The sequence below is a fragment of the Streptomyces sp. NPDC050738 genome (assembly GCF_040654175.1).
Classification (GTDB): Bacteria; Actinomycetota; Actinomycetes; order Streptomycetales; family Streptomycetaceae; genus Streptomyces.
Map to the genome: position 1 here is coordinate 14,835 of NZ_JBFAHN010000028.1, position 23,108 is coordinate 37,942.

The window sequence follows — 23,108 nt, forward strand, 5'->3', positions numbered from 1 at the left end:
TGGAAGGACGCCGAGAACATGACGACTGTGGGATTCATCGGAAGCGGATCCATCGGCAGCACCATCGCGCGGCTCGCCGTCGAGGCCGGCCACCAGGTCGTGCTCAGCAACTCGCGCGGTCCCGGGACACTCGCGGAGACGGTCGCGAGACTGGGTCCGGGGGCCTCCGCGGCGACGAGCGAGGAAGCCGCGGCGGCCGGTGACATCGTCGTGGTCGCGGTGCCGGTCACTGCCTTCCCCGGCCTTCCCGCCGCACCACTGGCAGGAAAGACGGTCATCGACACGTGCAACTACGGCCCCGAGCGTGACGGGCACATCCCCGAGCTCGACAGTGGGTCGCTCACCTCGAGCGAACTGCTGCTGCGCCACGTCCCGGACGCCGGACTCGTGAAGGCGTTCAACACCATCTACTTCAAGCACCTGCTGTCACTCGCCCGCCCGGCGGGGGCGGCCGACCGGTCGTACCTGCCGATCGCCGCGGACTCGGCGCAGGCGAAGGCGGCGGTCACCGACTTCATCGACTCCATCGGGTACGGCGTGGTGGACGCGGGACCGCTGGCCGACAGCTGGCGGCAGGCGACGGGCACACCGGTGTGGGGCAGCCCTTATGGGCCGTACTCGAACGAGAAGGGCCGGCCCGCCGGCGACGATGTCATCCGCGCGGCACTGGCCACCGCCACGCGGTGACCGCAGGGCTGCGCGGGCCGGCGACGGCGTCGACCAGGTCCAGGCGCTGTCGCATGACCAGCACGTGAGCACGTGAGCACGACCAGGAGAGGCACATGACCGACCACCCGCCGTTGATCGCTGTGACCGATGCGGAACTCGAAGACCTGCGCGCGCGGCTGCGCGCCACCCGGTGGCCCACCCGGTGGCCCGTCGATGGCTGGGAAGCGGGCGCAGACACCACTGAGGTGCGCCGCCTGGCGGAGTACTGGGCGACAGGCTATGACTGGCGCACCCACGAGGCGCGGATCAACGCCCTGCCGCACCACACGGCCGTCATCGGCGGCACGCCCGTCCATTACCTCCGGTTCGACGGCGAGCGACCGGGCGCCCTGCCGATCGTGCTGACCCACGGCTGGCCCAGCACCTTCCTGGAGCTCACCGACCTCGCCCGGCGTCTCGCGGAGCCGTCGAAGCACGGCGGCGACGCGTCCGACGCGTTCACGGTCGTCGTCCCCTCGCTGCCCGGCTACGCGTTCTCACCGCAACGCCCGGACCTCCCGCCGACGCTCCAGACCCACCAGATCTGGCACCGGCTCATGCGGGACGAGCTCGGCTTCGACCGGTACGCCGCCCACGGCGGGGATCTGGGCGCGGGGATCACCTCGCGTCTGGGTGAGGCCTATCCGGAGTCGCTGGCCGGCATCCACCTGCTCGCCGTCGCCGCACCCCAGGAGTACGACGCCGCCGGCCTCACCCTGGACGAACAGGCCTACCTCGACCAGGTCGCCAACTGGAGCGCGAAGGAGGGCGGTTATCAGCACCAGCAGAACACCCGGCCGCTCACCCTGGCCCACGCGCTGTCCGACTCTCCGACCGGCCTGCTGGCCTGGATCGCGGAGAAGTACCGCGCCTGGAGCGACTCGGGCGGCGACCTGTCGTCCCGGTTCACCGACGACTTCGTCCTCACCCAGGCGTCCCTGTACTGGTTCACCGGCACGATCTCAACGTCGTTCCGGCCCTACTACGAGTACGCCCACGGCCTGACCCGGCGCGTCGAGAAGGTCGAAGTACCCACCGCCGTCGCCGTCTTCCCCGCCGACCTCACCCGGCCCCCGCGCTCCTGGGCCGAACGCACCTACAACATCACCCGGTACACGTCGATGCCGCGCGGCGGACACTTCGCCGCCCACGAAGAGCCCGGACTGCTCGCCGACGACATCACCGAGTTCTTCCGCCAACTGCGCTGAGACCGGCCCGGCAGCAGTCCAGGAGCGGTCCGGCCACCCCTCAGCGGTAGGCGTGGACCACCGCCTGCACTCGGTCCCGCAGGCCGAGCTTCGACAGGCTACTGGCGATCAGGCGCAGCACCTCGAGCTCGCGCGGCGTCAGCCCGGTGTCGCCGGATAGGTAGCTGTCGATGCCGGACGCGGCCCCGATCCCGTTCCGTCACCGCTGCCGGGCATCCCGCCGTAGCCCACGACTGCGATCCCCAGCACCACCAGGACCGCCATGTCCCGTCGCGCGCCCGGCGCCCACCGGAAGTACCGGCGAACCCTTGCTGTGCCACGCACGTGCTCCTCCACCCAGGGCATGACCTGCTCCTCTCGCCGACCAACTCGACTGCACAGAAAGACCGTTGCGAGGAGCAGACCACCCGGCACTGACACTCATTCGCTCCCGGACCCCTTCTTAGCGCCGAAAATCAGACACAGCCGCAGCCGCTGTGCACCCACCAGAAGATGGCGAGTTGGCCATTCGGATGCCGGCGCGAGCGGAACCAGCCGACTTCCGCAAAAGCCGTTCAGGCCCAGTTGCCGCACCAGCGCGCGACCAGCCGGGAGGCCGCCAAGACCGGCAAGGGTGACGCGGCCGTGAACTTCCTGTTCGCGCGGATGGTGCGGGAGGGGAACACGCTCTACGGCGAGCGGAGTGAACACGGCGAGTGGCCCCGACAGGTGCGCGCCCTGTTCAAGTGATCGTCAGGGTTCGGCAACGGCGTGGACGGCCGGGCCCTCGAACACCTTTACTGGCTGTCGACGTTGAGGCGGTGACCTGGAAGTGCTGGGCATGGAGCGGTATGAGATCGCGACGTTCCTGGCCCTTGCCGAGGAGCTCCACTTCACGCGTACCGCTGAGCGTCTCCTCGTGCCACCGGGCCGGGTCAGCCAGACGATCAAGAAGCTGGAACGTCGCGCGTCGGCGGCCTGCCGGGGACTCGGCGGGGTGGTACGCGTCGGCTTCACCACCGCGTGGTCCGGTGATCTCATCGTGCGCGCGGCGGAAAGGTTCGGCTCTCGTCATCCCCGCTGCAGCATCGAATTGAGGGATGTGACGTACAGCGCGGCCCTCGCCGCATTGCAGGGCGAGGACGTCGACCTTCTGATCGCTGAGCCTCCCGTCGAGGACCCGGCCATCGCTGTGGGCCCAGTCCTGTTCTCCGAAACCCGCGCTCTTCTCGTACCCTCCGACCACCCTCTGGCGGCCCGGGAATCGGCGTCACTTGAAGACCTCGCGGTGCTGCCCCTGATCACGGCCGCCGGTGTGTCGCCCGCCTGGCACGATGCCTTCTTTCCCCGTCGCACTCCTCAGGGCCGGCCGGTCCGGCACGGGGTGGCCGCTGCCGGATGGCAGGAGATCCTCTCCCTGGTCGGAGCAGGTCAGGGGGCTACGGTGTCCACCGTCCGGGCGGCGCACTACTACGGTCGTCCGGACATCACCTTCGTCCCGTTCGACGACGCCCCACCCGTCGAAGGCGCGCTGATGTGGCGCAAGAGCGACCACTCGGCCGGACTCCAGGCGTTCATCGAAACCCTCGTCGGACTCGACGACACTCGATAAGTCGCACTGCGGCCGGCTGGGAACGCTGAGGACTCCTGAGGTTGCTGGTGGTTGGGGTGGCGGGAACTCATTGAGGAGCCCGACGTTGGCATGGGCGCAGGGCTGTTCTCCGAGCGGCGCATGCTGGCGGTGCCCGTCGCCCATCCTCTGGCGAAACCAGAGGATGGGCCCTTGGCGGATCTTGCTCTGCTGCCCCTGGTCACGGATCTGTTCGTCGTTATGTCGCTACGGTCGGGCTGGTTCGCTTGGTCGAAGGCAGTGTCAGTGTCGTCGCGGCGGTCACCAGCAGACCGCCTGCTGCGAGCAGTACGCTCCAGCGCATCCCGGCCAAGAATGAGTCCGCGCCGGCCAGCAGCGCCCCGAAGACCGCGACCGCTATCGCACCGCCGACCTGACGTGCAGTGTTGAGGACCGCTCCGGCGGTACCCGCGCGGTCTGCGGGTACCGCGTCGAGGAGCATCGCGGTCAGCGCCGGTACCGCGAGCGCGCCGCCAAGACCGACCGGCACCATCAACGCCGCCACCACCCACACATTGGTGCGCGCATCGATCGTGAGCAGTGCCAACAGTCCTACTGTTCCCAGGAGTTGACCGGCCGCCATCGGCACCCGTGGACCGTACGGGGCCGCCAGTCGCGCCGAGACCAGGTTCACCACGGCGACCAGCGCGGTCATCGGAATGAACATCACGCCGGCGCGCAGCGCCGACTCGGACGAGTCCTGCAGGGCCTCCTTCACGCGTTGTGTGCTTCTCTGTACTTCACCTGGAAGAACTACAGGAGCGGGCGTGAGAGCCAGGCGCGGCGGAAAGAAGGTGCGCTTGGCGAGGCGGTGTCGGCAGGATGCTCGGCATGACTGAACTGCCGCGCGATGCCGTCCCGCCGCCTTCCGTCCTCGATGCCTTCGGCGTGGAGGGCAATCCCGTCTCCCTGGTTGGTGGGCAAGGCCGAAGCGTTCTTGTCAGCGGGTTCGTGTTCAAGCCTGCCGAAGGAACTGACGACGAGGTCGAGTGGGCTACTTCCCTGTTCGAGAAGCTCGCACCAAGTGACGGCTTTCGCGTCCCGAGGCCGCTCCGTGCCGTTGACGGGCGGAGCGTCGTGAACGGCTGGACTGCCAGTGAGTTCCTGACCGGTGAACCTGGCCCCAAGGGGCACTGGACTGGTGTTCTCAGCGCCGGCTGTGCGTTCCATGCCGCTCTGCGAGAGTATCCCCGGCCCGACTTCCTTAGTCGGCATACCCATCCGTGGGCTGTGGGCGACCGGGTTGCGTGGGGCGAACAGGACGTCGCCGTGACAGGGGACCTCGCCGAGCCGCTTTCGGCTCTGCTGGAGCTGCGGCGCCCAGTAGAGCAGGAGGCCGCTCAGCTCATTCACGGCGATCTCACCGGCAATGTGCTCTTTGCTATGAACGAAGTACCTGCTGTGATCGACTTTTCGCCCTACTGGCGGCCTCCGGTGTTCGCCGAGGCCATCGTGGTCGCGGATGGACTGCTGTGGTTCGATCTTCCGTCTGACCTGGTAACGGGCGGCAGCAATCATCCTGACTGGCAGCAGATGCTGATCCGTGCACTGATCTTCAGGCTAGTCGCGCATAGCGAGAGTACGCGGCCGTCGGGACACGCTCAGTCCGGTGAGCCGGAGCGGTATGTGCGGGCAACCGGCATCGTGGCGAATAAGTTGGCGAGGATTCAGGAGTAGTCCTCTCTCGGGTGGTCGCTAGCTGAACGAGCTCGGGGAATGCCCAGGTCGACGGGCGGTCGCTGAGCTCGACGTTGGGTTTCGCCACGTTTGATGCGGAGGAAGATGGGAGTGAGGGTGAGGTCAATGCGTTCGGTCTCGCCGCCCAAGCCCTGGACGATGGGACTGAAATGTGCTGCCCATGACGTTCCGTTCCTCGTCCCATTCGAGAAGCTTCCGAACCTCCGTCAGAGGGCAGTGGGCGCTGTATCGCGCAAGGTGTGGCGTGGGCGCGGTTCGCTCGACGCGCCCTTAGTGTCGTCGACATGACTGCTGACTCCCTGCGTTCCATCACCATCTCCCGGGCCGGCCTGGGACAGTTCACTGCGGTCAATGCCCGCGGAGCCACGTTGAGTTTCGGGACCGGTTCCGGCACCGAGTTCACTCCGGTCGAGCTGTTCTTGGCTGCGATCGGTGGCTGCACCGCTGCCGACGTGGACGCAGCGACGGCCCGGCATGCCGAACCTGCGAGTTTTACCCTCACCGTGACAGGAGACAAGATCAGCGACGAGCTGGGACAGCGGATGACGGACCTGCAGGTCACCTTCTCCGTCGCGTTCCCCGACGGGGAGGGTGGTGATCGCGCTCGGACCATTCTCCCCCGGGCGATCAAGTCGTCTCATGACCGGCTCTGCACGGTCAGCCGGACCGTCGAGACGGGCACCCCGGTCACCGCGACCGTCGCCGGAATCGACGACGAGGGCGCCTGATCCCTGATCCCCTAGGATCGACCGCTGCTGCTCTCCGTGGTGGCAAGCGCGTCCCGTGCAGCGAGTCCTCGCGGCACGTGGCCGGTGATCGACGCGTCCTCGTACGCGCACCGCGTCCCCGAGACCGATGTGTACGACTCGCTACTACGAGCAGGACCGTGCCGCGTTGTGGGAAGACCATGCGGGCCTCGCCGAGCACAAGCCGTACATCAACGCGGGGCAGACCGGCCGCGGCCGGTCTGTTCCATACGCCTGACAGCCCGGCGAACGACCGCGCACCGCTGGTGAATTCATCGACCGCTTAGCCGGCCTCATGGGCGTTCTCCGCGGTGCCCCGGACATGTTCGGCTACTGCTACACGCAGCTCACGGACGCCTTGCAGGAACGCAACGGCGCCTTCCGCTGCAACCATGTCGAGAAGGGCGACACCGCACGGCTGCGGGACGCGCAGTTCCGCCCCGCGGCCTTCGAAGGTGCGCACTGGTTCAGTCGTACCTCGAATTTACATCGATGTAGTTCCGTGGGCGCAGCCAGATAACCGGCATACCCCGTCGCCGCCGATGCTGGCCGCCGTGTCGATCTTTGAATTCATGGGGGCGCGGAAGACCTTCCTGTGGCCGTTCGTGTCGACGTCGGACCGTCCCTGTTGACGCTGCCCGTCGGGATCGCCACGGTGAAGGCCGCGTACGGCAGCCAGTGCGCGCAATCCAAGCATTCGCGGTACTTGTCGCACTGCCGCTCGTGGCGGTGTTCGTGTTCTTCCAGCGGCACATCGTGAAGGCGGTGGCGGCGACAGGCCTCGGCAGCCAATGACCACCTCTCCTTCCAACACACCGTCTCCCGCCCCTCATTGACACCCTCCCGCTCCTTCTCTACCTTCCTGAAGTCGTGGAACTTACATCGATGTAAGGGAGTCCTCCATGCGCGCCCGGCCCCGTTCCGTCCTGGTCGCCGCACTCCTGGCCCTGCTCGTCGGCCTGCTCTGCTCACCACAGGCGGCGACCGCGACGAACCAGGCACCTGCCGCCGCTGCCGCTGGCACCTTCCGTAATCCGCTCAACACCGGACCCGACCCCTTCATCTCGTACGCCAACGGGGCCTACCACCTCACCACCACTCAGGGCGACAGCATCCGGATGTGGAGCTCGCCGTCCCTGGCCACCCTGCTCGACGCGGATCCCGTCACCGTGTGGACCGACACCGACGCCTCCCGCAACCAGCACATCTGGGCACCGGAGTTCTATCGGTTCGGCGACCGCTGGTACCTCTACTACACAGCCGACGACGGCACGGACGACCACCACCGCGTGTACGTCCTGGAGTCGGACGGCGACAGCCCGGCAGGCCCGTACCACTACAAGGCGAAGCTTGCCCCGCCCAACCACGCGAACGACTTCGCCATCGACCCGGGCGTCCTCCAGGTCAACGGACGCCTGTACCTGGCCTACAGCGGCATCAACCCCTACCAGCACAACGGCCTCAACATCGCGCCGATGTCGAACCCGTACACGGTCTCCGGCAACGCGGTCGCGCTCAATGGTGCAGGGGGCTGCCCGGAGGTCCGCGAGGGTCCGGAGTTCCTCAATCGCAACGGTCGTACGTGGATGACGTATTCGACCTGCGACACCGGCAAGCCCGACTACCAGGTGTGGATGATGTCCCTGCCGAACGGCGCGGACCCGCTGGTGGCCGGGAACTGGACACAGCACTCCGGTCCGGTCTTCTCCCGCGCCGACAATCACGGCGTGTTCGGGCCGGGCCACCACGCGTTCTTCACCTCCCCCGACGGAACCGAGGACTGGCTCGTCTACCACGCCAAGACCACGTCGACGAACACCTACACGAACCGCACGACCCGCGCCCAGAAGATCACCTGGAACGCGGACGGCAGCCCGAACCTCGGAGTCCCGCTCGCGATGGGCGCGACCCAGAACCTGCCCTCGGGCGACCCGGGTTCGGGCAACCACTGGATCAACGACGACGGCCGCTCCAGCGGCAGCGCAACGGTCGCGTACACCGGCACCTGGAACTCCGGGACAGGGTGCGCCACGCAGTGCTTCTGGAGCGACGACCACTGGAGCGACCTAGCGGGCAACACCGCCACGTTCTCCTTCACCGGCACCCGGATCGCGCTCCTGTCGGTTCGCGACACCGGCAACGGCATCGCGGCGATCCGTATCGACGGAGGATCCGAGCAGCGCGTCGACTTCTACGGCGCGATCCGCACCGGCGAGACGCTCCAGTACCTCAGCCCACGGCTGTCGAACGGACCGCACACGCTGCGTGTCCGGGTCACCGGCGAACACAACAGCTCGTCCGGTGCCTCGTTCGTGAGCGTGGACCGGGCGGAGGTCTACACGGACTGACCTGGAACGCCTGACCGGAGGAGCGTCAGACCGGCGAAGCCGATACGGGCCGCCCCATTCGGGGGCGGGGGCGGCCCGTATCTCTTGATGTGGAGCGTTCTCGAGCACGGGTTCGGTACTCGAGTCGGCCGCTCGGTAACCTGTGCGTTCCCACGGCCGATATCCTGGCGGAATGGCGGATAGAGTCGGCGGTGAGCCGCAGATCGATGGACGCTCCACCCGCTGGGACGAGCACAAGACACAGCGTCAGGTCGAGTTGGTGGACGGGGCGGTCGCGCTCATCGAGGAAGAGGGCGCGCGCTTTCGGATGCAGCGCCTGGCGGAGCGGATGGGCCTGCCGCGATCCGTCCTCTACCGGCACTTCAAGGACCGGGCTTCGCTCGACGCGTTGATCCGCCGACGCGTGGTGGAGTCGTTCATGCGGCGGATGGAGCCCACCCTCACCTTCGACGGGACGGTCGAGGAGTCCGTGTACCGCGTAGTGGGCGCGCATCTCGACTGGGTGTCCCAACACCCGCGCCTGTACGCCTACATGGGCGTCGCCGAGCACACGATGGGTGACGGTTCCCTGGTGGCGGATACCAAGACGGCCATCGCGCTGATGCTGGGCGAGCGGTTCGAGGAGGTGCTCAAGGATCTCGGGGTTCCAGGGGCGCCTATCCGTTCGGTTGCGGTCGGGATCGTGGGGTTCGTGGACACCGCGGTCAACCAGTGGATGAGCGATGCCGAGCGTCAGCTGTCCGAGGACGAGTTGCGCGCGATGCTGTGCCGCTCGGTGTGGGCGGTGCTGGACGCGACGCTGCGGAGCTTCGGCGTGGAACTGACTCTGCAGCAGCGCGTGTCGGATCTCGCTGAGGGGTGAGAGGCGCCGTCAGCCGGTCACGACCGGGGCGCCCGTCGCGGCTCGGCGGAGGGACTCGGTGTCCGTGAGTTTGACTCGGGGGCGGCCCTGGGCCTCCCCCGCCGCTCGTTCCTCGCGGTCTATCTCCTGCCAGGCCTCCAGGCCCAGGGCGGGCGGCGCCATGGTGGTGCCGGGCGCCGGTTGTGCGAGGCGGCCCGCGGTGAAGTCGTCGAGGAGGGACTCGACTGTCTCGTGGGCGCAGGTCTTGTTCGTACCGATGAAGCCGGTCGGGCCCCGCTTGATCCAGCCCGCGACGTAGACGCCGGGTTCGACCCGGCCGGCCTCGTGCGGGACGGTCGCGGTGACCTCGTCGAAGGGCAGTCCGGGGACCGGTCGGGAGCGGTAGCCGACGGAGCGCAGCACGAGGCTGGTCTCCAAGGTCTGGGTGTCGCCGGTGGGCCGGGCCCGTATAGTGCCGTTCTCCTCGGTGTGCAGTGTGGTTGTATCCACCTCCAGGGCTTGTACGGAACCCTCGCCGGTGATCCGCACCGGGCTGGTCAGGAAGCGCAGCACGATACCGCGGCCTTCGATCGGTGCACGGTTGGCCAGTTCCCACAGCAGGCGGGTCTTCTCGGTGGTCTCGGGTGCCAGATCGTCGGGCCAGCCCTCGACGCTCACGTTCACGTCCTTGAGCGAGGAGAGCGCAAGGAGCTCGGGCACGGTGAACGCGGCCTGGACGGGCCCGCGTCGGCCGAGGAGGACGACCTCCTGGATCTTGCTGTCGCGCAGCGCGGCGAGTGCGCGGTCGGAGATGTCGGTACGGGCCAGTGTGTCGGGGTCCGCGGTGAGGATGCGGGCGACGTCGAGGGCGACGTTGCCGTTGCCGACGACGACGGCACGTTCGGCGTCGAGGTTGTGGATGTCGTGCGCGTGGTCGGGGTGGCCGTTGTACCAGGCGACGAAGTCCGTCGCGGAGGCGCTGCCGGGCAGGTCCTCGCCCTCGATGCCGAGGCGTTTGTCGGTCGCGGCGCCCACCGCGTAGATCACCGCGTGGTATTCGCGCAGGAGGTCGCCGTGGGTGAGGTCGGTGCCGACCTCGACGCCGAGGCGGTAGCTGAATCCGGGCTGGGACTCGATGGTGCGGAACAGGTCGGTGACCTGTTTGGTGTCCTGGTGGTCCGGTGCGACTCCGGCCCGTGCGAGGCCGTACGGCGTGAGGAGCCGGTCGTGGACGGTGACGCTGATACCCGGGTGGCGCAGCAGCTCGTCGGCGGCGAACAGGCCGGCGGGGCCGGCGCCGACGACAGCTATCTTCAACTCGACTGCCGGGAGGGTGCGTTGTCTGGGCACGACGTACATGGGGGCGCGATCGGCGTGCGGATTCTCTTTGTAGTAGGTGGCGTTCAGCTCCAGGAACGGCAACTCCGCCTCGCTCAGCGCCGTATGGGGCTTGAGCGCGTCCACCGGGCACGCCGTCGTACATGCGCCGCAGTCCACGCAGGTGCGCGGGTCGACGTACAGCATCTCGGTGGTCCCGAATCCGGGCTCTCCCGGCGCGGGGTGGATGCAGTTGACCGGGCAGGCCAGCACGCAGGAGGCGTCGGCGCAGCAGGATCGGGTGACGGCGTACGGCACGGCGTGCTGGTCTCCGTTCGGGGATGAATGGGTGCGGGGCTTACGGGCGGTCAGTCGGCGAGCGGGGCGGGCTCGCCGCGGAAGCGCGCCGGGCGGCCGTCGATGCGCAGCGCCTTCCAGAGCGGGCGGGACGCCTTGTTCATGAGGCCGATGTCCTGGGCGAGCATCCGTACATCGGAGAAGAGCTCCTGGAGCATCTTCTGGCCGGCCTCCGACTTCCAGAAGACGTCCTTGATCACCCAGGCCGGAATGCCGACCTGTGCGGCGGACTTACGGTCGGGGATCATGATGACGTCGCACAGGATCCGCATGATCAGCGGGAAGAGGACGGACAGGGCGGCACGGCGGGTCTTGCCGAAGCGCGGGACGCGCAGGCGCAGGAATTCGTGGGCGAAGGAGATATGCCGGGCCTCCTCGGCGATGTGAATCTGCATGATGCGCTCCGGGAGGGGGTGCACCGGCTCGCCGCTGCGCAGGGCCGCCTTCTGCAGGTGGTCGATGGGCTCCTCGCCGGCGAGGATGCCCGTGAAGAACGCCTCGGGGTAGAGGGAGCCGGCCAGCGGGAGGATGCGGCTGAGCTGGCGGAACCAGCGCTTTCCGCCCGCGGTGTCCACGCCGGTGCGGTTTACCAGTTCCTGGAACATCTGGGTGTGGTGGGTCTCTTCGGTGATCTCGTGGGTGAGATACCTGAACTCCTGGTCCTGGTTGCCCAGTTGGTAGACGTAGTCCAGCGCTCCGCGCATGAGCAGGTTCTCGAACTGCATGCCCACCTTGGCGATGACCGCCCAGCGCCAGATGCCGATGCGGATCCGCGTCTCGAGCGGCTGTTCCTGGTACCAGGGGTGGGCGCCCAGGGCGTCTGCGGAGGTGAGCACCCAGCGCGGGTCGCTCGTGTCAACAGCGAGTTCGGGGTCGTCCCACTTGATGTCGGTGAAGGCGTTGAAGTTGATGTTGACGGAGCCCTCGGACAGGGTCCGCAGGCGATCGTCGTAGGTGTTCCTGGTCAGGTTCGCGGTCATCTTCGTCCTCGGTTCTCGGCTCGGCCGCCCTCGGGGGGTGAGGCGGATGGACGGTTCGCGGGTCGGTGCGATGGTGCGGCGGTCAGGCGGAGTGGGCTGCGGGTTCCTGGGCGTCGACCGCGGTGTCCGCACTGGAAGGGCTCGCTGTGTCGAAGCGCAGTGGGCTGTCCTCGATGGGGGCGTCTCGGAGCATGGCGCGGTCGCGGTAGTAGTTGTTCCACAGGCGCCATGGGGCGCGGGTGCCCTGGCGCGGCATGACCTTGTCGGCGCGGGCGATGTATCCGGAGGTCAGCGCCTCGCCCATGACGGAGAACTCCGAGCGGTCGCCGTCCGAGGCCACCGGGGTCGCGATGTCGTGCCCGTGGCGCCGCATGTGCGCCAGCAGGCGGGCGGTGTAGTCGGCGGCCAGGTCCGCCTTCAGAGTCCAGGAGGCGTTGGTGTAGCCGATGACCAGCGACAAGTTGGGCACACCCTCGAGCAGGACGGCCTTGTAGAGGACGCGGTTCTCGACATCCACCGGGCGGCCGTCGACAGTGAGGGCCATACCGCCCATGAGCCGCACGCTCAGGCCTGTCGCGGTGACGACGACATCGGCCGGCAACTCCTCGCCGGACTTCAGGCGGATGCCGTCGGCCGTGAACGTGTCGATGTGGTCGGTGGCGATGGACGCCTTGCCGCTCTTGAGCACCTTGAACAGGTCGCCGCCGGGGACGACGCAGAGCCGCTGGTCCCAGGGCTTGTAGTTCGGGCTGAAATGGCGCATGTCGACGCGCTTGCCGACCTGGGCGCGTACGAGACCGAGGAGCGCTTTGCGGGCCAGGCGGGGGTACTTGCGGCAGAAGGCGTAACTCCCGCGCTGCAGCGCGATATTGCGGGCACGCACGAGCTTGTACGTCAGCCGGGCGGGGGCGCGCAGCTTCTGCAGGATGAAGGTGAGCGGGTCGACCTCGGGCAGCGCGAGGACGTACGTGGGCGAGCGCTGCAGCAGGGTGACGTGCGCGGCGGTGTCGGCCATCGCGGGCAGCAGGGTGATGGCGGTGGCGCCGGAGCCGATGACGACCACGCGCTTGCCGGCGTGGTCGAGGTCCTCGGGCCAGTGCTGCGGATGGACGAGGGTGCCCTGGTAGTCCGCCTCGCCGGGGAACTGCGGGCGGTAAGGGGTGTCGTAGTCGTAGTAGCCGGTCGCGCCGATGAGGTAGCCGGCGCTGTACGACTCGCGCTCGCCATTGCTCTCGTCCTCGACCTCGACGGTCCAACGACCGGTGGTGTGCGAGAAGTCGGCGCTGATCGCCTGTCGGCCGAAGCGGATGTGCTCCGCTACGCCAGTGTCGGCCGCGGCGTCTTCGACGTACTGCCTGATCTCTGCGCCGCCGGCAAGGATGCGTGCGTCGCGCCAGGGGCGGAAGCCGAAGCCGAAGGTGGGCATGTCGGAGTCGGAACGGATTCCCGGATACCGGAAGAGGTCCCAGGTGCCGCCCACCCGGGCGCGGCGCTCGAGGACGACGAGCGAGGTGCCGGGGTTGTCGCGCATGACATGGCGTGCGGCGCTGATGCCGGATATTCCGGCGCCGATGACCAGGACGTCAACGTGCTGCTTCTCCATCGCGGAGGGTCCTCGCTCTCGCTCGTGAGCCCCTGGAGAGACAGGGGCGGGAGGGGCAACGCCACTCAAGGCACTGACAGTTACTCAGGCACGCGCTTCCACATCTGTGTGGTACCCGCAATTTACCTGCGACATCATGTTTCAGATACCGCCGGTAACGTGATGTAGGTCACGGGATGATTGCCGCAAATCTGCATGAACAACCCAATGCGGCACAGAAATCGGATGGAGTGTCAACGCGACAGCCCTGCCTCATACGCGACCGCAGATCTTGCAGACCTGCGGTGCAGATCGCCCGCCGGCGGCGCACGGTGCGCATCGCGAAGGTGTCACTCGAGCGCGTCTACGCGGCCACCGGCCTGACGGCCCACCAGGCGGCACCCGCCGAGCTGGCAGAACGCGTACGCGGGCACCCGGCCATTGAGAATCGTGAGCACCATGTCAGGGATGTGATGCTCGGGGAGGAGTCCCCCCTTCGACGCAGCTCACCTGACTTCGCCATGCTCGTCATGATTACTCTTGCAGGCTAAGATCGCCGATCAATCAGCTTCAAGCAGTTGGCAGTTGGCAGTTGGGGAGACAAGCGCTGCAACTGCCTTGATCGCGACGGCATCAGCGGACCAACTTGCCGACTCCCTCCCATACCATGCAAAAATGATCAAACCCATTGAACTCGTGATATTTGACTGTGACGGCGTTCTGGTGGACAGCGAGCGCATCGCAGTACGCGTGGACGCGAGGAGCCTGGCCCTGCTCGGCTGGCCGCTCAGCGAGGCCGAAATCATCGAACGCTTTGTAGGCCGCTCGCACGCCGACATGATCGCCGAGGTCGAGAAGCACCTCGGCCACCAGCTCCGGGACGGATGGGAGGCGGAGCAGCACCGGATGTATCACCAGGCCATGGAGGCCGAACTCACGGCTGTTGACGGCGTGATGGAAGCCCTCGACCAGATCCAGCTGCCCACCTGCGTAGCCTCCAGCAGCACCCCGGACGGTCTTCGCCACACCCTGGGCCTGACCGGGCTGTACCCGCGCTTCGAAGGACGCATCTACAGCGCGACGGAAGTGGCCCACGGCAAGCCGGCACCCGACCTCTTCCTCCACGCGGCACGGCAGATGGGGTTCGACCCCGAGGTCTGCGCCGTCGTAGAGGACAGCCGCTACGGCGTGCAGGCCGCCCGCGCCGCCGGCATGCGTGCGTTCGGCTACTGCGGCGGGCTCACACCGGCAGAGTGGTTGCACGGACCGGGCACAGTGGTCTTTGACGACATGCGTGAGCTGCAGGCCCTCCTCGCCCAGACGTGATCCTCCGTTGCCGAAGAGCGGATCCCCCCTCACCCGGCCCGCCCGCCAGCGGCGTGGCATTTTCCGGCAAGTGCCCAGTACAGTCCCGTGACCATGACAAAGGATCCCCGGGATCGGAGCGAGCGCCCGGCCCTCCGCGGCGCAGGGGTCCCGTTGCTGACGTTGTGTCTGCTGGGGGGATTTCGCGCCGGGCGCGGCACCTACGGACCGGTTGTGGAGCGGTGGCGGCGCCCCGGCGCCCGCACTGTCGTCAAGATGCTGGCCCTGGCTCCTGGCCACCGCCTGCACCGGGACCAGGTCACCGAGGCGTGCTGGCCGGACGTCGATCTGAACACCGCACGGCGCAGCCTCCGCGTGAACCTGCACACGGCTCGCCACACGCTGGAGCCCGAACTCGCGCCGCGCGGCGTCTCCTCCTACCTCGTCACGGACGGCGACCTGCTCAGCCTGGTGCCCGGAGCCGTCGAAGTGGACGTGGTGGCCGCCGAACGTGCCGCCGTCGCGGCACTCGACTCCGGAAGCCGCGACGCCCTTGCCGCCGCCTGGACCACGCTCGGTCAAGAACTGCTCCCGGAGGACCGTTACGCGGCCTGGGCGGAAACCCGGCGGCGTGAACTCGACTCGCTGCGACGCCGTCTCGCCCTCGCGCTCGCCGACCTTCCCGGCTCCACGCACCGCGCGCAGCAGGCGGTCTGGGTCCTGGAGCGCGAGGTGGCCGCCGACGAGCTCGACGAGGCTCTGCACCGGCGTCTGATGCGAGCCCATCTCGCTCTCGGCGACCACAGCAGGGCCATCAAGCACTACGAACGGCTGCGGGAAATGCTGCTGCATCAGCTGGGCACGGCTCCCGAACCGGAGACCCAGGAGCTGCTTCGCAAGGCCCTGCACAGTGCCGCACCGAAGGGCGTATCCCTGGCACGCGCCGCCGAGTTGAGACCTCCCGTCCCTCCGGCGCCGCCCGCGGCGCTGCGGCGGGCCGAAGCCATCCCGCTGCGCGGTCGGGCCAGCACGCTCGCCGCCGTACTCGCCGGGCTGCCCACCGCGACCGGAGACCCGGACGGCGGCGGAGGACGAGGAGCCCCGCTGACCGTGGTGAGCGGGGAGAGCGGAGTCGGCAAGACCCGGCTCGCCGCCGAGGCCGCCCGGGTCGCCGCGGGCGACGGCACCGCCGTGCTGTGGGGCGCCGCCCACGAGGCCGAAGGCCCCCTGCCCTACGGGGCGATGGCGGACGCCCTGTCCGGCTGGTTCGCCGACAGGCCGTCCGCCGAACGGGCCGCCGCTGCCGCGGCCCACCCCGAACTGGGCGCCCTGTTGCCCGCGTTCGGCACCGAACCCCCGCCCGGCCGCACTGCCGAGGAGGAACGCGCACGTCTCTACCGCGCGGTGGGCGCGCTCCTCGCCTCCCTGGCCGAGCGCCACCCGGTGCTCGTCGTACTGGACGATCTGCACGCCGCCGACCTGGGCACGCTCAGGCTTCTCCACCACCTCGTGCGCACGGTCGGCGACCGCCCCGTCCGTTTCCTGGCCACGCTCCGCGAGGAGGACCTGGACGAGGGCGACGAGCGCCGCACCGTGCTCGCCGCGGCCACCCGCCAGGGGCTGGTCCACCGGGTCGAGCTCATGCGGCTGGCCCGCGCGGACTGCGACCTGCTCGCCGCCGACGTCGCACGCACAGCCCTGGCCGGCGGCCCGGCGCAGCAGGGCCGCGCCGACAGTGGGACGGCCTCATGGCCCCTGATGCTGGATAACGTCTACCGTCTCTCGCGCGGCAACCCACTGTTCGCCGCCGAACTGGTGCGCGTCTCCCGCGAAAGTGCCGACGGCGGTACGTACGAACATGCCGGACACCAGGACCGGGTGCCCGAGTCGGTCCGCGAGGTGGTCGCCCTGCGGATCACCCGCTTCGCGCCGCACGTCCGCAAGACGCTGGGAGTGCTGGCCGCAGCCGGCGGTGAAGCCGCGCTCGCCGAGGCCGCGGAAGTGGCGCTGTCCGGTGTGCATCCCCCGGTCGAAGGGCCCGCCTTCACCGCGGCACTGGACGCGCTGGTGGCCGCCGGGGTGATCGACGAATGCCGGATCGTCCACCTGGGGCGCAGAGTCGAAGGGCTGACCTTCCGCCACCCGGTGGTGGGACTCGCCGTCTACGAACGGCTCACCTCGGCGGCCCGCAGACAGCTTCACCTCGCCCACGCGGAGGTCGTACGCCGTCACCGCCCCGAAGCTGTCGAAGCACTCGCCCACCACCTGGCCCGTGCCGACGCGCCCGAAGCCACCGTCTGGCTGCGCCGCGCCGCCGAACGCGCGGCACACCTCTACGCCGACGACAGCGCGGCCCGCTACTACGCGGACCTCGTCGCCCGTCTGGACACCGCACCCGACGACGGGGCCGAGGCAGCCCGCACCCGCCTCGCCTGGGCCGGTGTACTGATCCGCCAGGCCCGCCACGCCGAAGCCGAACAGGTGCTGCGCGCCGCACTGTCGACCGTACGCGGACTCGGCGACCAGGACTCTGCCGTGCGTGCCGCCGCACTTCTGGCCGAAGTACTGGCCAGGGCGGGACGGCCGTACGAAGGAATCGATCTCCTGGATGCCCCGGCAGCAGCGCCCGTCGCAGGCACCGGACCCGACGCCGTCGCCGCGTACCACCTCTCCCTGGCCCAGCTCCGGTTTCTCGTCGGTCGGTACGAGGACGCCCTGGTCAGTGGCGGAATGGCGGTCGGTGCGGCCCGCGCGGCATCCGAGGGCCAGGCCCCGGGGCTGCTCGGGCGGGCGCTGCAAGTCCGCTCCGCCTGCCTGCTGCTGACCGGGCGCCAGAACGAGGCGCGGGCCGCCGCGGAAGAGGCACTGCCCATCGCCGAGCAGGCACTCGGCGACCTCTCTCTTCAGGGGCTCATCCTCTCCACGCTGCGCGAACTGGCCGAGCAGAGCGGCAGGTTCGACCAGGCCGAGGAGTACGCCCGCAAATCGCTCGCCCTTGCCGTGCGCACCGGAGACCCCACCGCGGTCGCCTTCTCACGGTCCAGCCTCGCCCGGCTTCACCTCTGGCTCGGCCGGCTCGTCGAGGCCCGCGAGGAGGCCCGCACCGCCATCGCAGAGGCACGCCCGTACGGCTCCAGCTGGTGCCTGGCGTACTGCTTGATCAGCCAGGGCGAGGTGGATCTACGGACAGGGGAACTGGCCCGGGCGAGCCACTGGCTCAACGAAGGGGAGGCCGCGGCACGGCAGTTGGGAGACCACCAGGCGGAGCACGCTGCCCGCGTACTCCTGGCCCAGCTCGACCTCGCCGAGGGCGAGCCGCAGCGCGCGCTGGCCAGGCTTCGCGGGGCCGGGGAGGCCGCCGGCGCCCTCATCCTCCAGGCAGAGGCCCTGCTCGCCTCCGGCAGCCCGGCCGAAGCCGCCGGGCTTGCGCGCCGGGCACTGGCGCGGACCCGGGCCGGCCGGGACCGGCCCGCCCAGGTGGAGGCGCGCCGGGTCCTGGCCCTGGCCCTCCACCACTCGCACGAGCCGCATCAGGCGCAGCAGCAGTTGCGCGGAGCACTGCGGCTGGCCCGCGCGATGGGCCACCGTACGGCGGAGGAACGCCTGTTGAACGCGGTGGCAGCCACCGCGTAGGGGTGCTGTTACCGGAAAAACCGCGTGTGAACTCCTCGGTAACGCGCGGTCCCTACTGTCCCCGTCGGAAGCAGGTCAACACCGGCGAGGAGCCCCCCCATGCCAGCACAACACCCCGCAGCGGCCGTAGTGGTCGAGGCGGGCGGGGAGCCCTGGAGTCGGGTCGAACCGCTGCTGGACCGCCGTGCCCGGGAAATGGCCGGCCACGACGTGCTCGAAGTCGTGACCGCCAACCCGGGCGTGCGCACCGCCGTACCCGGCTGGTGCAGGCGCCAAGGAGTCGTCCTGGAGGCCACCGCCGACAGGAACGGGTCGACCAGCTTCCGTATCCGCGTGGGAAGCCCGTCACTTCCGGAGGTTCCATGAGACCGCTCGTCCGTACCGCGCTGACCGCTGCCACAGCGGCCGTGCTCGTCTGCTCGGCCGGGCTGACCGGAGGGACCGCGACAGCGGCCCCCGGCGCCCCGGCGTCCACGGCGCACGACGCCACCATGAAGACATCCACCGTCACACTGATCACCGGTGACCGGGTCACCATCACGACCGGCGTCGACGGCAAACCGTCGTACTCGATCGCGCCGGTCCCCGGCGTCGACCGCACCGGCGTCACCTTCTCGGTGAACACCGTCGGCCCCGACACCTACCTGATCCCCTCAGACGTCGCGGAACTCACCGGCGCCTCAGGGGTACTTGACCGCAACCTCTTCAACATCTCCCGCCTGGTCAAGGAAGGGCTCGACGACGCGCACACCACGAGCGTGCCCCTGATCGTGCAGCGCGCCGACGGCGAAACCGTCTCCGGCGTGAGCGGCCTGGCTCAGGGACGCTCCGTCGGCGTGCTCGGCGCGTACGCCGCGCAGCTGAAGAAGGCCGCCACCGGAAACTTCGGCAAGCAGCTCACCGATGCAGCGACGGCCGCGGTCCCGAAGGCCGACGTGAAGGCCGCCAAGGACCGCAAGTCCGTCGTGCCCAGGACCCAGCTGGCCGGCAGGGCCGGCCGCCTTGCCGGCATCAGCCACATCTGGCTCAACGGCAAGGTGAAGGCCGCCGATTGGGACGTCAACCTCACCCAGGTCGGTGCCCCGGCCGCCTGGAACGCCGGCGTCACCGGACAGGGCGTGAAGGTCGCGGTCCTGGACACCGGCATCGACGCCGACCACCCCGACCTGACAGGAAAGGTCGACGCCGAGGCCAACTTCACCACGACCCCCTCGATGATGGACATCGTCGGCCACGGCACCCACGTGGCGGGCACCATCGCCGGGACCGGCGCCGCAGCCCCCGGCGTGCGCCAGGGCGTCGCACCGGGCGCCCGCCTCATGATCGGCAAGGTCCTCGACGACACCGGTTCGGGCGACCTGTCCTGGGCCGTCCAGGGCATGCAGTGGGCCGCCCAGAACGGCGCCGACATCGTCAGCATGTCGCTCGGCTCCGGGCCCACCGACGGCACCGACCCGGTCAGCGCCGCGCTCAACCAGCTCAGCGAGCAGTACGGTTCCCTCTTCGTCGTCGCGGCCGGCAACACCGGACCCGCCGCGAGCAGCGTCTCCTCGCCGGCCAGCGCCGACGACGCGCTCGCCGTCGCCGCGGTCGACTCGACGAACACCGTCGCCTCCTTCTCCAGCCGTGGCCCGCGTACCGGCGACAGCGCGATGAAGCCGGAGATCGCCGCACCCGGCGTGGCGATCACCGCCCCCAAGTCCTCGGGCATGAAAGCCACCACCCCCGACCCCAAGTACGTCACCATGAGCGGCACTTCCATGGCGACACCGCACGTCAGCGGAGTCGCCGCGCTGCTCAAGCAGGAGCACCCCGACTGGTCCGGGAAGCGGCTGAAGGCCGTCCTCATGGGCACCGCGACGGCAGCCACCGGCGGTACGTACGCCGTCGGCGCGGGCGAGGCGAACGCCCCGGCCGCTCTCGCGGCCAAGGTGGTCACCGACACGGGCAAGTTCGACTTCCCGCTCGGCGAGTCCACCGATCCGGTCTCCCGGACCGTCACCCTGACCAACACCGGGGACTCCCCGGCCACGGTCAAGCTCGCCTCCACGATTGACGGTTTCGACGTCCCGGCAACGGCGATCAGCGTCTCCCCGGCCGTGGCCACCATCCCGGCGGGGGGTTCGGCCGAGGCCACCGTCACCGTGGACGCCGGCAAGGTCCCGGTCATCGGTACGACGGCGACGAGCCTCACCGGCGCGCTGACCGTCACCCCCGACAGCGGTACGGCGCTGCGCCTTCCCGTGGCCGCCTCCCGCACCCGCTGGCTGACCATCAATGCCCACACCACCACGGGCGCACCCGCCGCAGGTGCTTTCACCGCCGTCCTCAACCTGGACAACGGCACCTACACCTCCGGTGAGCTCGGCGCCTCGGGCAGCGTGCGCGTCCCCGTGCTCCCCGGCCGCCTCGCGGTCACCAGCACCATTGCGGAGCGCGACGCCTCCGACAAGCCGATCCTCAGCGTCGTCACCGCCGATGTCCCGGCGGAAGCCACCACCATCGCCCTCGAGGCGAAGACGGCCGTCCCGATCCACGCCGGCCTGCGCCAGGGCGGCACCCGCGAGGAGATGGGCTACTTCAAGCTCAGCCGGGTCAACGAGACCACGCATTCGTTGATCTCCAACGGAGTGATCGGCGGCGGCGCCTACGGTCCTCTCGACCGCGGCGAATTCCGCATCAGCCCCACACAGGGCAAGGTCGCGGACGACACGGTCTGGCTGGACGAGCACTGGACCCTCGCCAACAAGGACAGCAGCAACACCGCAGGCGACGCCACCCGCCTCTACGACCTGGTCTGGCACCGCGGCAGCGTGCCCGCCGACCCGGTGCACACCCTCAGCCAGAGCGACATCCAGCGCCTTGCCAAGGTGGACACCGATATCTACGGCATGAACGAGGACGCGCACCGCAGCCAGATCGGCATCACCGCGATCGGTGAGGAGATAGTCGGCCTCAACCTCACCACCCCCTCCTACGTCCAGGCACCGGTCCACCAGACCCGGTACTTCACCGCCAACGGCATCTACTGGGCCAAGCTCGGCTTCCACTCGGACACGGTGAAGGGCGGCTCGCTCTCCACGAACCTCTCCAAGCTCGGCATCACGTACAAGAACGGTCAGCACACCTCGGAGCGCTGGTGGGGCGGCCCGCTGGGCGCCACCGGCCAGGCAGCGCTGGTCGGCAACAGCCTCAGGACGAACATGCAGGACCTGACCGACTCCGACGGTCACCTCGGCAACTACGGCGAGTTCACCGTTCCGCAGGTCGGCACGGCCAGCATGCGCATGTACCGCAACGGTGTCGCGCTCACCTCGGCCGGAGGCAACACCCCGGCCGACGGCTCGACCGAAGCCTCGTATCGCATCGAGCGTTCCTACGACGCGCAGACCGTCTTCCCGAGCGGCGGACGCACCTCGTCCGTCTGGGAGACCGAACCGGTGAAAGCCAACGCGGACGGCTCCCCGGCCCTCCTGCCGCTGGCCAACCTGGTCTGGAGCGCCCGCAGCCTGGACCTGACCGGACGGCTGACCGCCGGCCGCAGCACCGTCCTGGACGTACAGGCCACCAGCACCGCCCTGGACCCGAAGGACCGGCGCTTCACCGGTGCACTCGCCGCCTACACCCTCGACGGCGGCAAGACCTGGAGGTCGGTCAAGACCCAGACACCCGACACCCGTGGCCACTTCCGCTTCACCGTCCCTGGCGCCGTCCTGGGCCACGGAATCTGGCTCGGCCTGAGGTTCACCACCCAGGACCGTGCCGCGAACTCCGTGTCCCAGACATTGCTGCGAGCCGCTCTGGTCCGCTGATGCTGACGCACGGATGAACAGCAAGGGGGCTGTCCCCGGGGAACTCTCCCCGGGGACAGCCCCCTTCACTTCGCGGTGTGTCAGCGCGTCGGTCAGCCAGCCTGGCCGTGTCGAACCTGAGCTATGGGAGCAGCCTGGTGGACGGGCCCTCCCCGATGACTGCCGGTCGGATCCTTTATCGGTGACGAGCCGTCAGTGGCGTCTCGCAAGTTCACTCAGCTGCCCCTTGGCAGTCCGCGCACCGATTGTCGTCGTTGCGTTCGTAGGAAACTTTCGACGGTGCGCGATGCATGGCGCGGCAATTGCCGGGGTCCTGGCCTCGGGTGAGGGTTACGTTGGCCGGCGTGAACTTGCTGGGGTGGACGTATCGGTATGTGGGACCGCCTGATCTGCGGACCCTTGTCCGGCCGGAGGCTGAAGGTCGAAGGATCCTCTTGGTATCGGACTTCGACGACTGGGTGTCGGGTCTGGCCGCGGTGGAGCTGGCCGAGCCTTTCACGTTTGTCATCGACTCGGCGGGTGTGCTGCGGCTCGCGCCGCGTCGGAGCGAGCACGTGGTCTGTGCCGGTGGCGGCCCAATTCTGGGTGCCGGGGAGATGAGCTTCCGCAGGGAGCCCGGGCAGTGGGTGGTCGCCGAGGTGAGTAACCAGTCGACCGGTTACTGCCCGGACATCAGTTCCTGGCAGGCCGTCGTGGAGGCTCTGGATGCGGCCGGAATCGAGCACCCTTCCGGCTTCACCCACGAGGTGGTGTTCCGGCGCTGTCCCGCCTGCAGCCAGCTCAACATTGTGCGGGAAGGCGACTTCGTCTGCGTCTTCTGCGACGGCGAACTGCCACGTGAATGGAACGTGGACGGGTCCAGGAGCTAGAGGACCGGGGCTTGGGAGACTTGTCAGGGGGTTCTTGGCCTGCACCCAGTAGGCGAGGGACGTCGATCGGCTCACGACGGCGACTGTGCGCGTAT

The 23,108-nt window shown here is 69.0% G+C and carries 17 protein-coding genes and 2 pseudogenes; 15 read left to right on the plus strand and 4 right to left on the minus strand.

Annotated elements, in window-relative coordinates; all coding sequences use genetic code 11:
* Nucleotides 1-9 precede the first annotated feature (9 nt).
* From AB0H78_RS37770 to AB0H78_RS37785, 4 genes and pseudogenes are all read left to right on the plus strand, one after another.
* Nucleotides 10-687 (plus strand): annotated as a pseudogene (locus AB0H78_RS37770) (NAD(P)-binding domain-containing protein); the annotation flags it as partial.
* Nucleotides 688-782: 95 nt separating this feature from the next.
* A complete protein-coding gene (locus AB0H78_RS37775; RefSeq protein ID WP_363239359.1) occupies nt 783-1,916 on the plus strand; it encodes an epoxide hydrolase family protein in 1,134 nt (377 codons plus the stop codon).
* 492 nt (nt 1,917-2,408) lie between these two features.
* On the plus strand, nt 2,409-2,645 hold the full coding sequence (locus AB0H78_RS37780) for a hypothetical protein (protein WP_363239360.1): 237 nt from the start codon (nt 2,409-2,411) through the stop codon (nt 2,643-2,645).
* A gap of 91 nt (nt 2,646-2,736) precedes the next feature.
* Entirely contained in the window at nt 2,737-3,507 is a 771-nt protein-coding gene (locus AB0H78_RS37785; protein WP_363239361.1) for a LysR family transcriptional regulator, read from the plus strand.
* 217 nt (nt 3,508-3,724) lie between these two features.
* Here AB0H78_RS37785 and AB0H78_RS37790 read toward each other — a convergent pair whose 3' ends face one another.
* Complete coding sequence (locus tag AB0H78_RS37790; RefSeq protein ID WP_363239362.1) at nt 3,725-4,243, minus strand: MFS transporter; 519 nt, start codon at nt 4,241-4,243, stop codon at nt 3,725-3,727.
* Nucleotides 4,244-4,356: 113 nt separating this feature from the next.
* Here AB0H78_RS37790 and AB0H78_RS37795 point away from each other — a divergent pair, with 113 nt between their 5' ends.
* From AB0H78_RS37795 to AB0H78_RS37815, 5 genes and pseudogenes are all read left to right on the plus strand, one after another.
* Nucleotides 4,357-5,202 (plus strand): aminoglycoside phosphotransferase, encoded by an 846-nt coding sequence (locus tag AB0H78_RS37795; RefSeq protein WP_363239363.1) that lies wholly within the window; start codon nt 4,357-4,359, stop codon nt 5,200-5,202.
* Nucleotides 5,203-5,507: 305 nt separating this feature from the next.
* Nucleotides 5,508-5,951, plus strand: a complete 444-nt coding sequence (locus AB0H78_RS37800) for an OsmC family protein (RefSeq protein WP_363239364.1) — start codon at nt 5,508-5,510, stop codon at nt 5,949-5,951.
* A 557-nt stretch (nt 5,952-6,508) separates the two neighbouring features.
* Nucleotides 6,509-6,764, plus strand: a pseudogene (locus AB0H78_RS37805) (carbohydrate ABC transporter permease); the annotation flags it as partial.
* 107 nt (nt 6,765-6,871) lie between these two features.
* Entirely contained in the window at nt 6,872-8,317 is a 1,446-nt protein-coding gene (locus AB0H78_RS37810) for a glycoside hydrolase family 43 protein (protein WP_363239365.1), read from the plus strand.
* A 172-nt stretch (nt 8,318-8,489) separates the two neighbouring features.
* Nucleotides 8,490-9,179 (plus strand): TetR/AcrR family transcriptional regulator, encoded by a 690-nt coding sequence (locus tag AB0H78_RS37815; protein WP_363239366.1) that lies wholly within the window; start codon nt 8,490-8,492, stop codon nt 9,177-9,179.
* 9 nt (nt 9,180-9,188) lie between these two features.
* On the opposite strand, the gene AB0H78_RS37820 is transcribed toward AB0H78_RS37815, so the two are convergent.
* The 3 genes from AB0H78_RS37820 to AB0H78_RS37830 all read right to left on the minus strand — a co-directional run bounded on the left by AB0H78_RS37820 (nt 9,189) and on the right by AB0H78_RS37830 (nt 13,415).
* Nucleotides 9,189-10,793, minus strand: coding sequence for an FAD-dependent oxidoreductase (locus AB0H78_RS37820; protein WP_363239367.1), 1,605 nt, complete (start codon nt 10,791-10,793; stop codon nt 9,189-9,191).
* Nucleotides 10,794-10,843: 50 nt separating this feature from the next.
* On the minus strand, nt 10,844-11,812 hold the full coding sequence (locus AB0H78_RS37825; RefSeq protein WP_363239368.1) for a diiron oxygenase: 969 nt from the start codon (nt 11,810-11,812) through the stop codon (nt 10,844-10,846).
* 82 nt (nt 11,813-11,894) lie between these two features.
* Nucleotides 11,895-13,415: an NAD(P)/FAD-dependent oxidoreductase gene (locus AB0H78_RS37830; RefSeq protein ID WP_363239369.1), complete on the minus strand. Its 1,521-nt coding sequence runs from the start codon at nt 13,413-13,415 to the stop codon at nt 11,895-11,897.
* A 284-nt stretch (nt 13,416-13,699) separates the two neighbouring features.
* Between AB0H78_RS37830 and AB0H78_RS37835 the strand changes: the two genes are divergently transcribed.
* The 6 genes from AB0H78_RS37835 (at nt 13,700) to AB0H78_RS37860 (ending at nt 23,013) form a co-directional block, all read left to right on the plus strand.
* Complete coding sequence (locus tag AB0H78_RS37835; RefSeq protein WP_363239370.1) at nt 13,700-13,945, plus strand: hypothetical protein; 246 nt, start codon at nt 13,700-13,702, stop codon at nt 13,943-13,945.
* Between the two features lie 124 nt (nt 13,946-14,069).
* Entirely contained in the window at nt 14,070-14,720 is a 651-nt protein-coding gene (locus tag AB0H78_RS37840) for an HAD family hydrolase (protein WP_363239371.1), read from the plus strand.
* Between the two features lie 93 nt (nt 14,721-14,813).
* Complete coding sequence (locus AB0H78_RS37845) at nt 14,814-18,332, plus strand: AAA family ATPase (protein ID WP_363239372.1); 3,519 nt, start codon at nt 14,814-14,816, stop codon at nt 18,330-18,332.
* 99 nt (nt 18,333-18,431) lie between these two features.
* The gene (locus AB0H78_RS37850; RefSeq protein ID WP_363239373.1) at nt 18,432-18,698 is read left to right on the plus strand and encodes a hypothetical protein; all 267 of its coding nucleotides are present in this window, start codon (nt 18,432-18,434) and stop codon (nt 18,696-18,698) included.
* Entirely contained in the window at nt 18,695-22,144 is a 3,450-nt protein-coding gene (locus tag AB0H78_RS37855) for a S8 family serine peptidase (RefSeq protein WP_363239374.1), read from the plus strand. The genes AB0H78_RS37850 and AB0H78_RS37855 overlap by 4 nt, the downstream gene beginning before the upstream one ends.
* A 344-nt stretch (nt 22,145-22,488) precedes the next feature.
* A complete protein-coding gene (locus tag AB0H78_RS37860) occupies nt 22,489-23,013 on the plus strand; it encodes a hypothetical protein (RefSeq protein WP_363239375.1) in 525 nt (174 codons plus the stop codon).
* The last annotated feature ends 95 nt before the right edge of the window (nt 23,014-23,108 follow it).

What these genes read in the sequence shown, in the direction of transcription:
- AB0H78_RS37855 (WP_363239374.1), top strand. Translation starts at nt 18,695, where the DNA reads ATGAGACCGCTCGTCCGTACCGCGCTGACCGCTGCCACAGCGGCCGTG.
- AB0H78_RS37845 (WP_363239372.1), top strand. Translation starts at nt 14,814, where the DNA reads ATGACAAAGGATCCCCGGGATCGGAGCGAGCGCCCGGCCCTCCGCGGC.
- AB0H78_RS37780 (WP_363239360.1), top strand. Translation starts at nt 2,409, where the DNA reads ATGGCGAGTTGGCCATTCGGATGCCGGCGCGAGCGGAACCAGCCGACT.
- AB0H78_RS37785 (WP_363239361.1), top strand. Translation starts at nt 2,737, where the DNA reads ATGGAGCGGTATGAGATCGCGACGTTCCTGGCCCTTGCCGAGGAGCTC.
- AB0H78_RS37810 (WP_363239365.1), top strand. Translation starts at nt 6,872, where the DNA reads ATGCGCGCCCGGCCCCGTTCCGTCCTGGTCGCCGCACTCCTGGCCCTG.
- AB0H78_RS37850 (WP_363239373.1), top strand. Translation starts at nt 18,432, where the DNA reads ATGCCAGCACAACACCCCGCAGCGGCCGTAGTGGTCGAGGCGGGCGGG.
- AB0H78_RS37775 (WP_363239359.1), top strand. Translation starts at nt 783, where the DNA reads ATGACCGACCACCCGCCGTTGATCGCTGTGACCGATGCGGAACTCGAA.
- AB0H78_RS37815 (WP_363239366.1), top strand. Translation starts at nt 8,490, where the DNA reads ATGGCGGATAGAGTCGGCGGTGAGCCGCAGATCGATGGACGCTCCACC.
- AB0H78_RS37840 (WP_363239371.1), top strand. Translation starts at nt 14,070, where the DNA reads ATGATCAAACCCATTGAACTCGTGATATTTGACTGTGACGGCGTTCTG.
- AB0H78_RS37830 (WP_363239369.1), bottom strand. Translation starts at nt 13,415, where the DNA reads ATGGAGAAGCAGCACGTTGACGTCCTGGTCATCGGCGCCGGAATATCC.
- AB0H78_RS37825 (WP_363239368.1), bottom strand. Translation starts at nt 11,812, where the DNA reads ATGACCGCGAACCTGACCAGGAACACCTACGACGATCGCCTGCGGACC.
- AB0H78_RS37795 (WP_363239363.1), top strand. Translation starts at nt 4,357, where the DNA reads ATGACTGAACTGCCGCGCGATGCCGTCCCGCCGCCTTCCGTCCTCGAT.
- AB0H78_RS37800 (WP_363239364.1), top strand. Translation starts at nt 5,508, where the DNA reads ATGACTGCTGACTCCCTGCGTTCCATCACCATCTCCCGGGCCGGCCTG.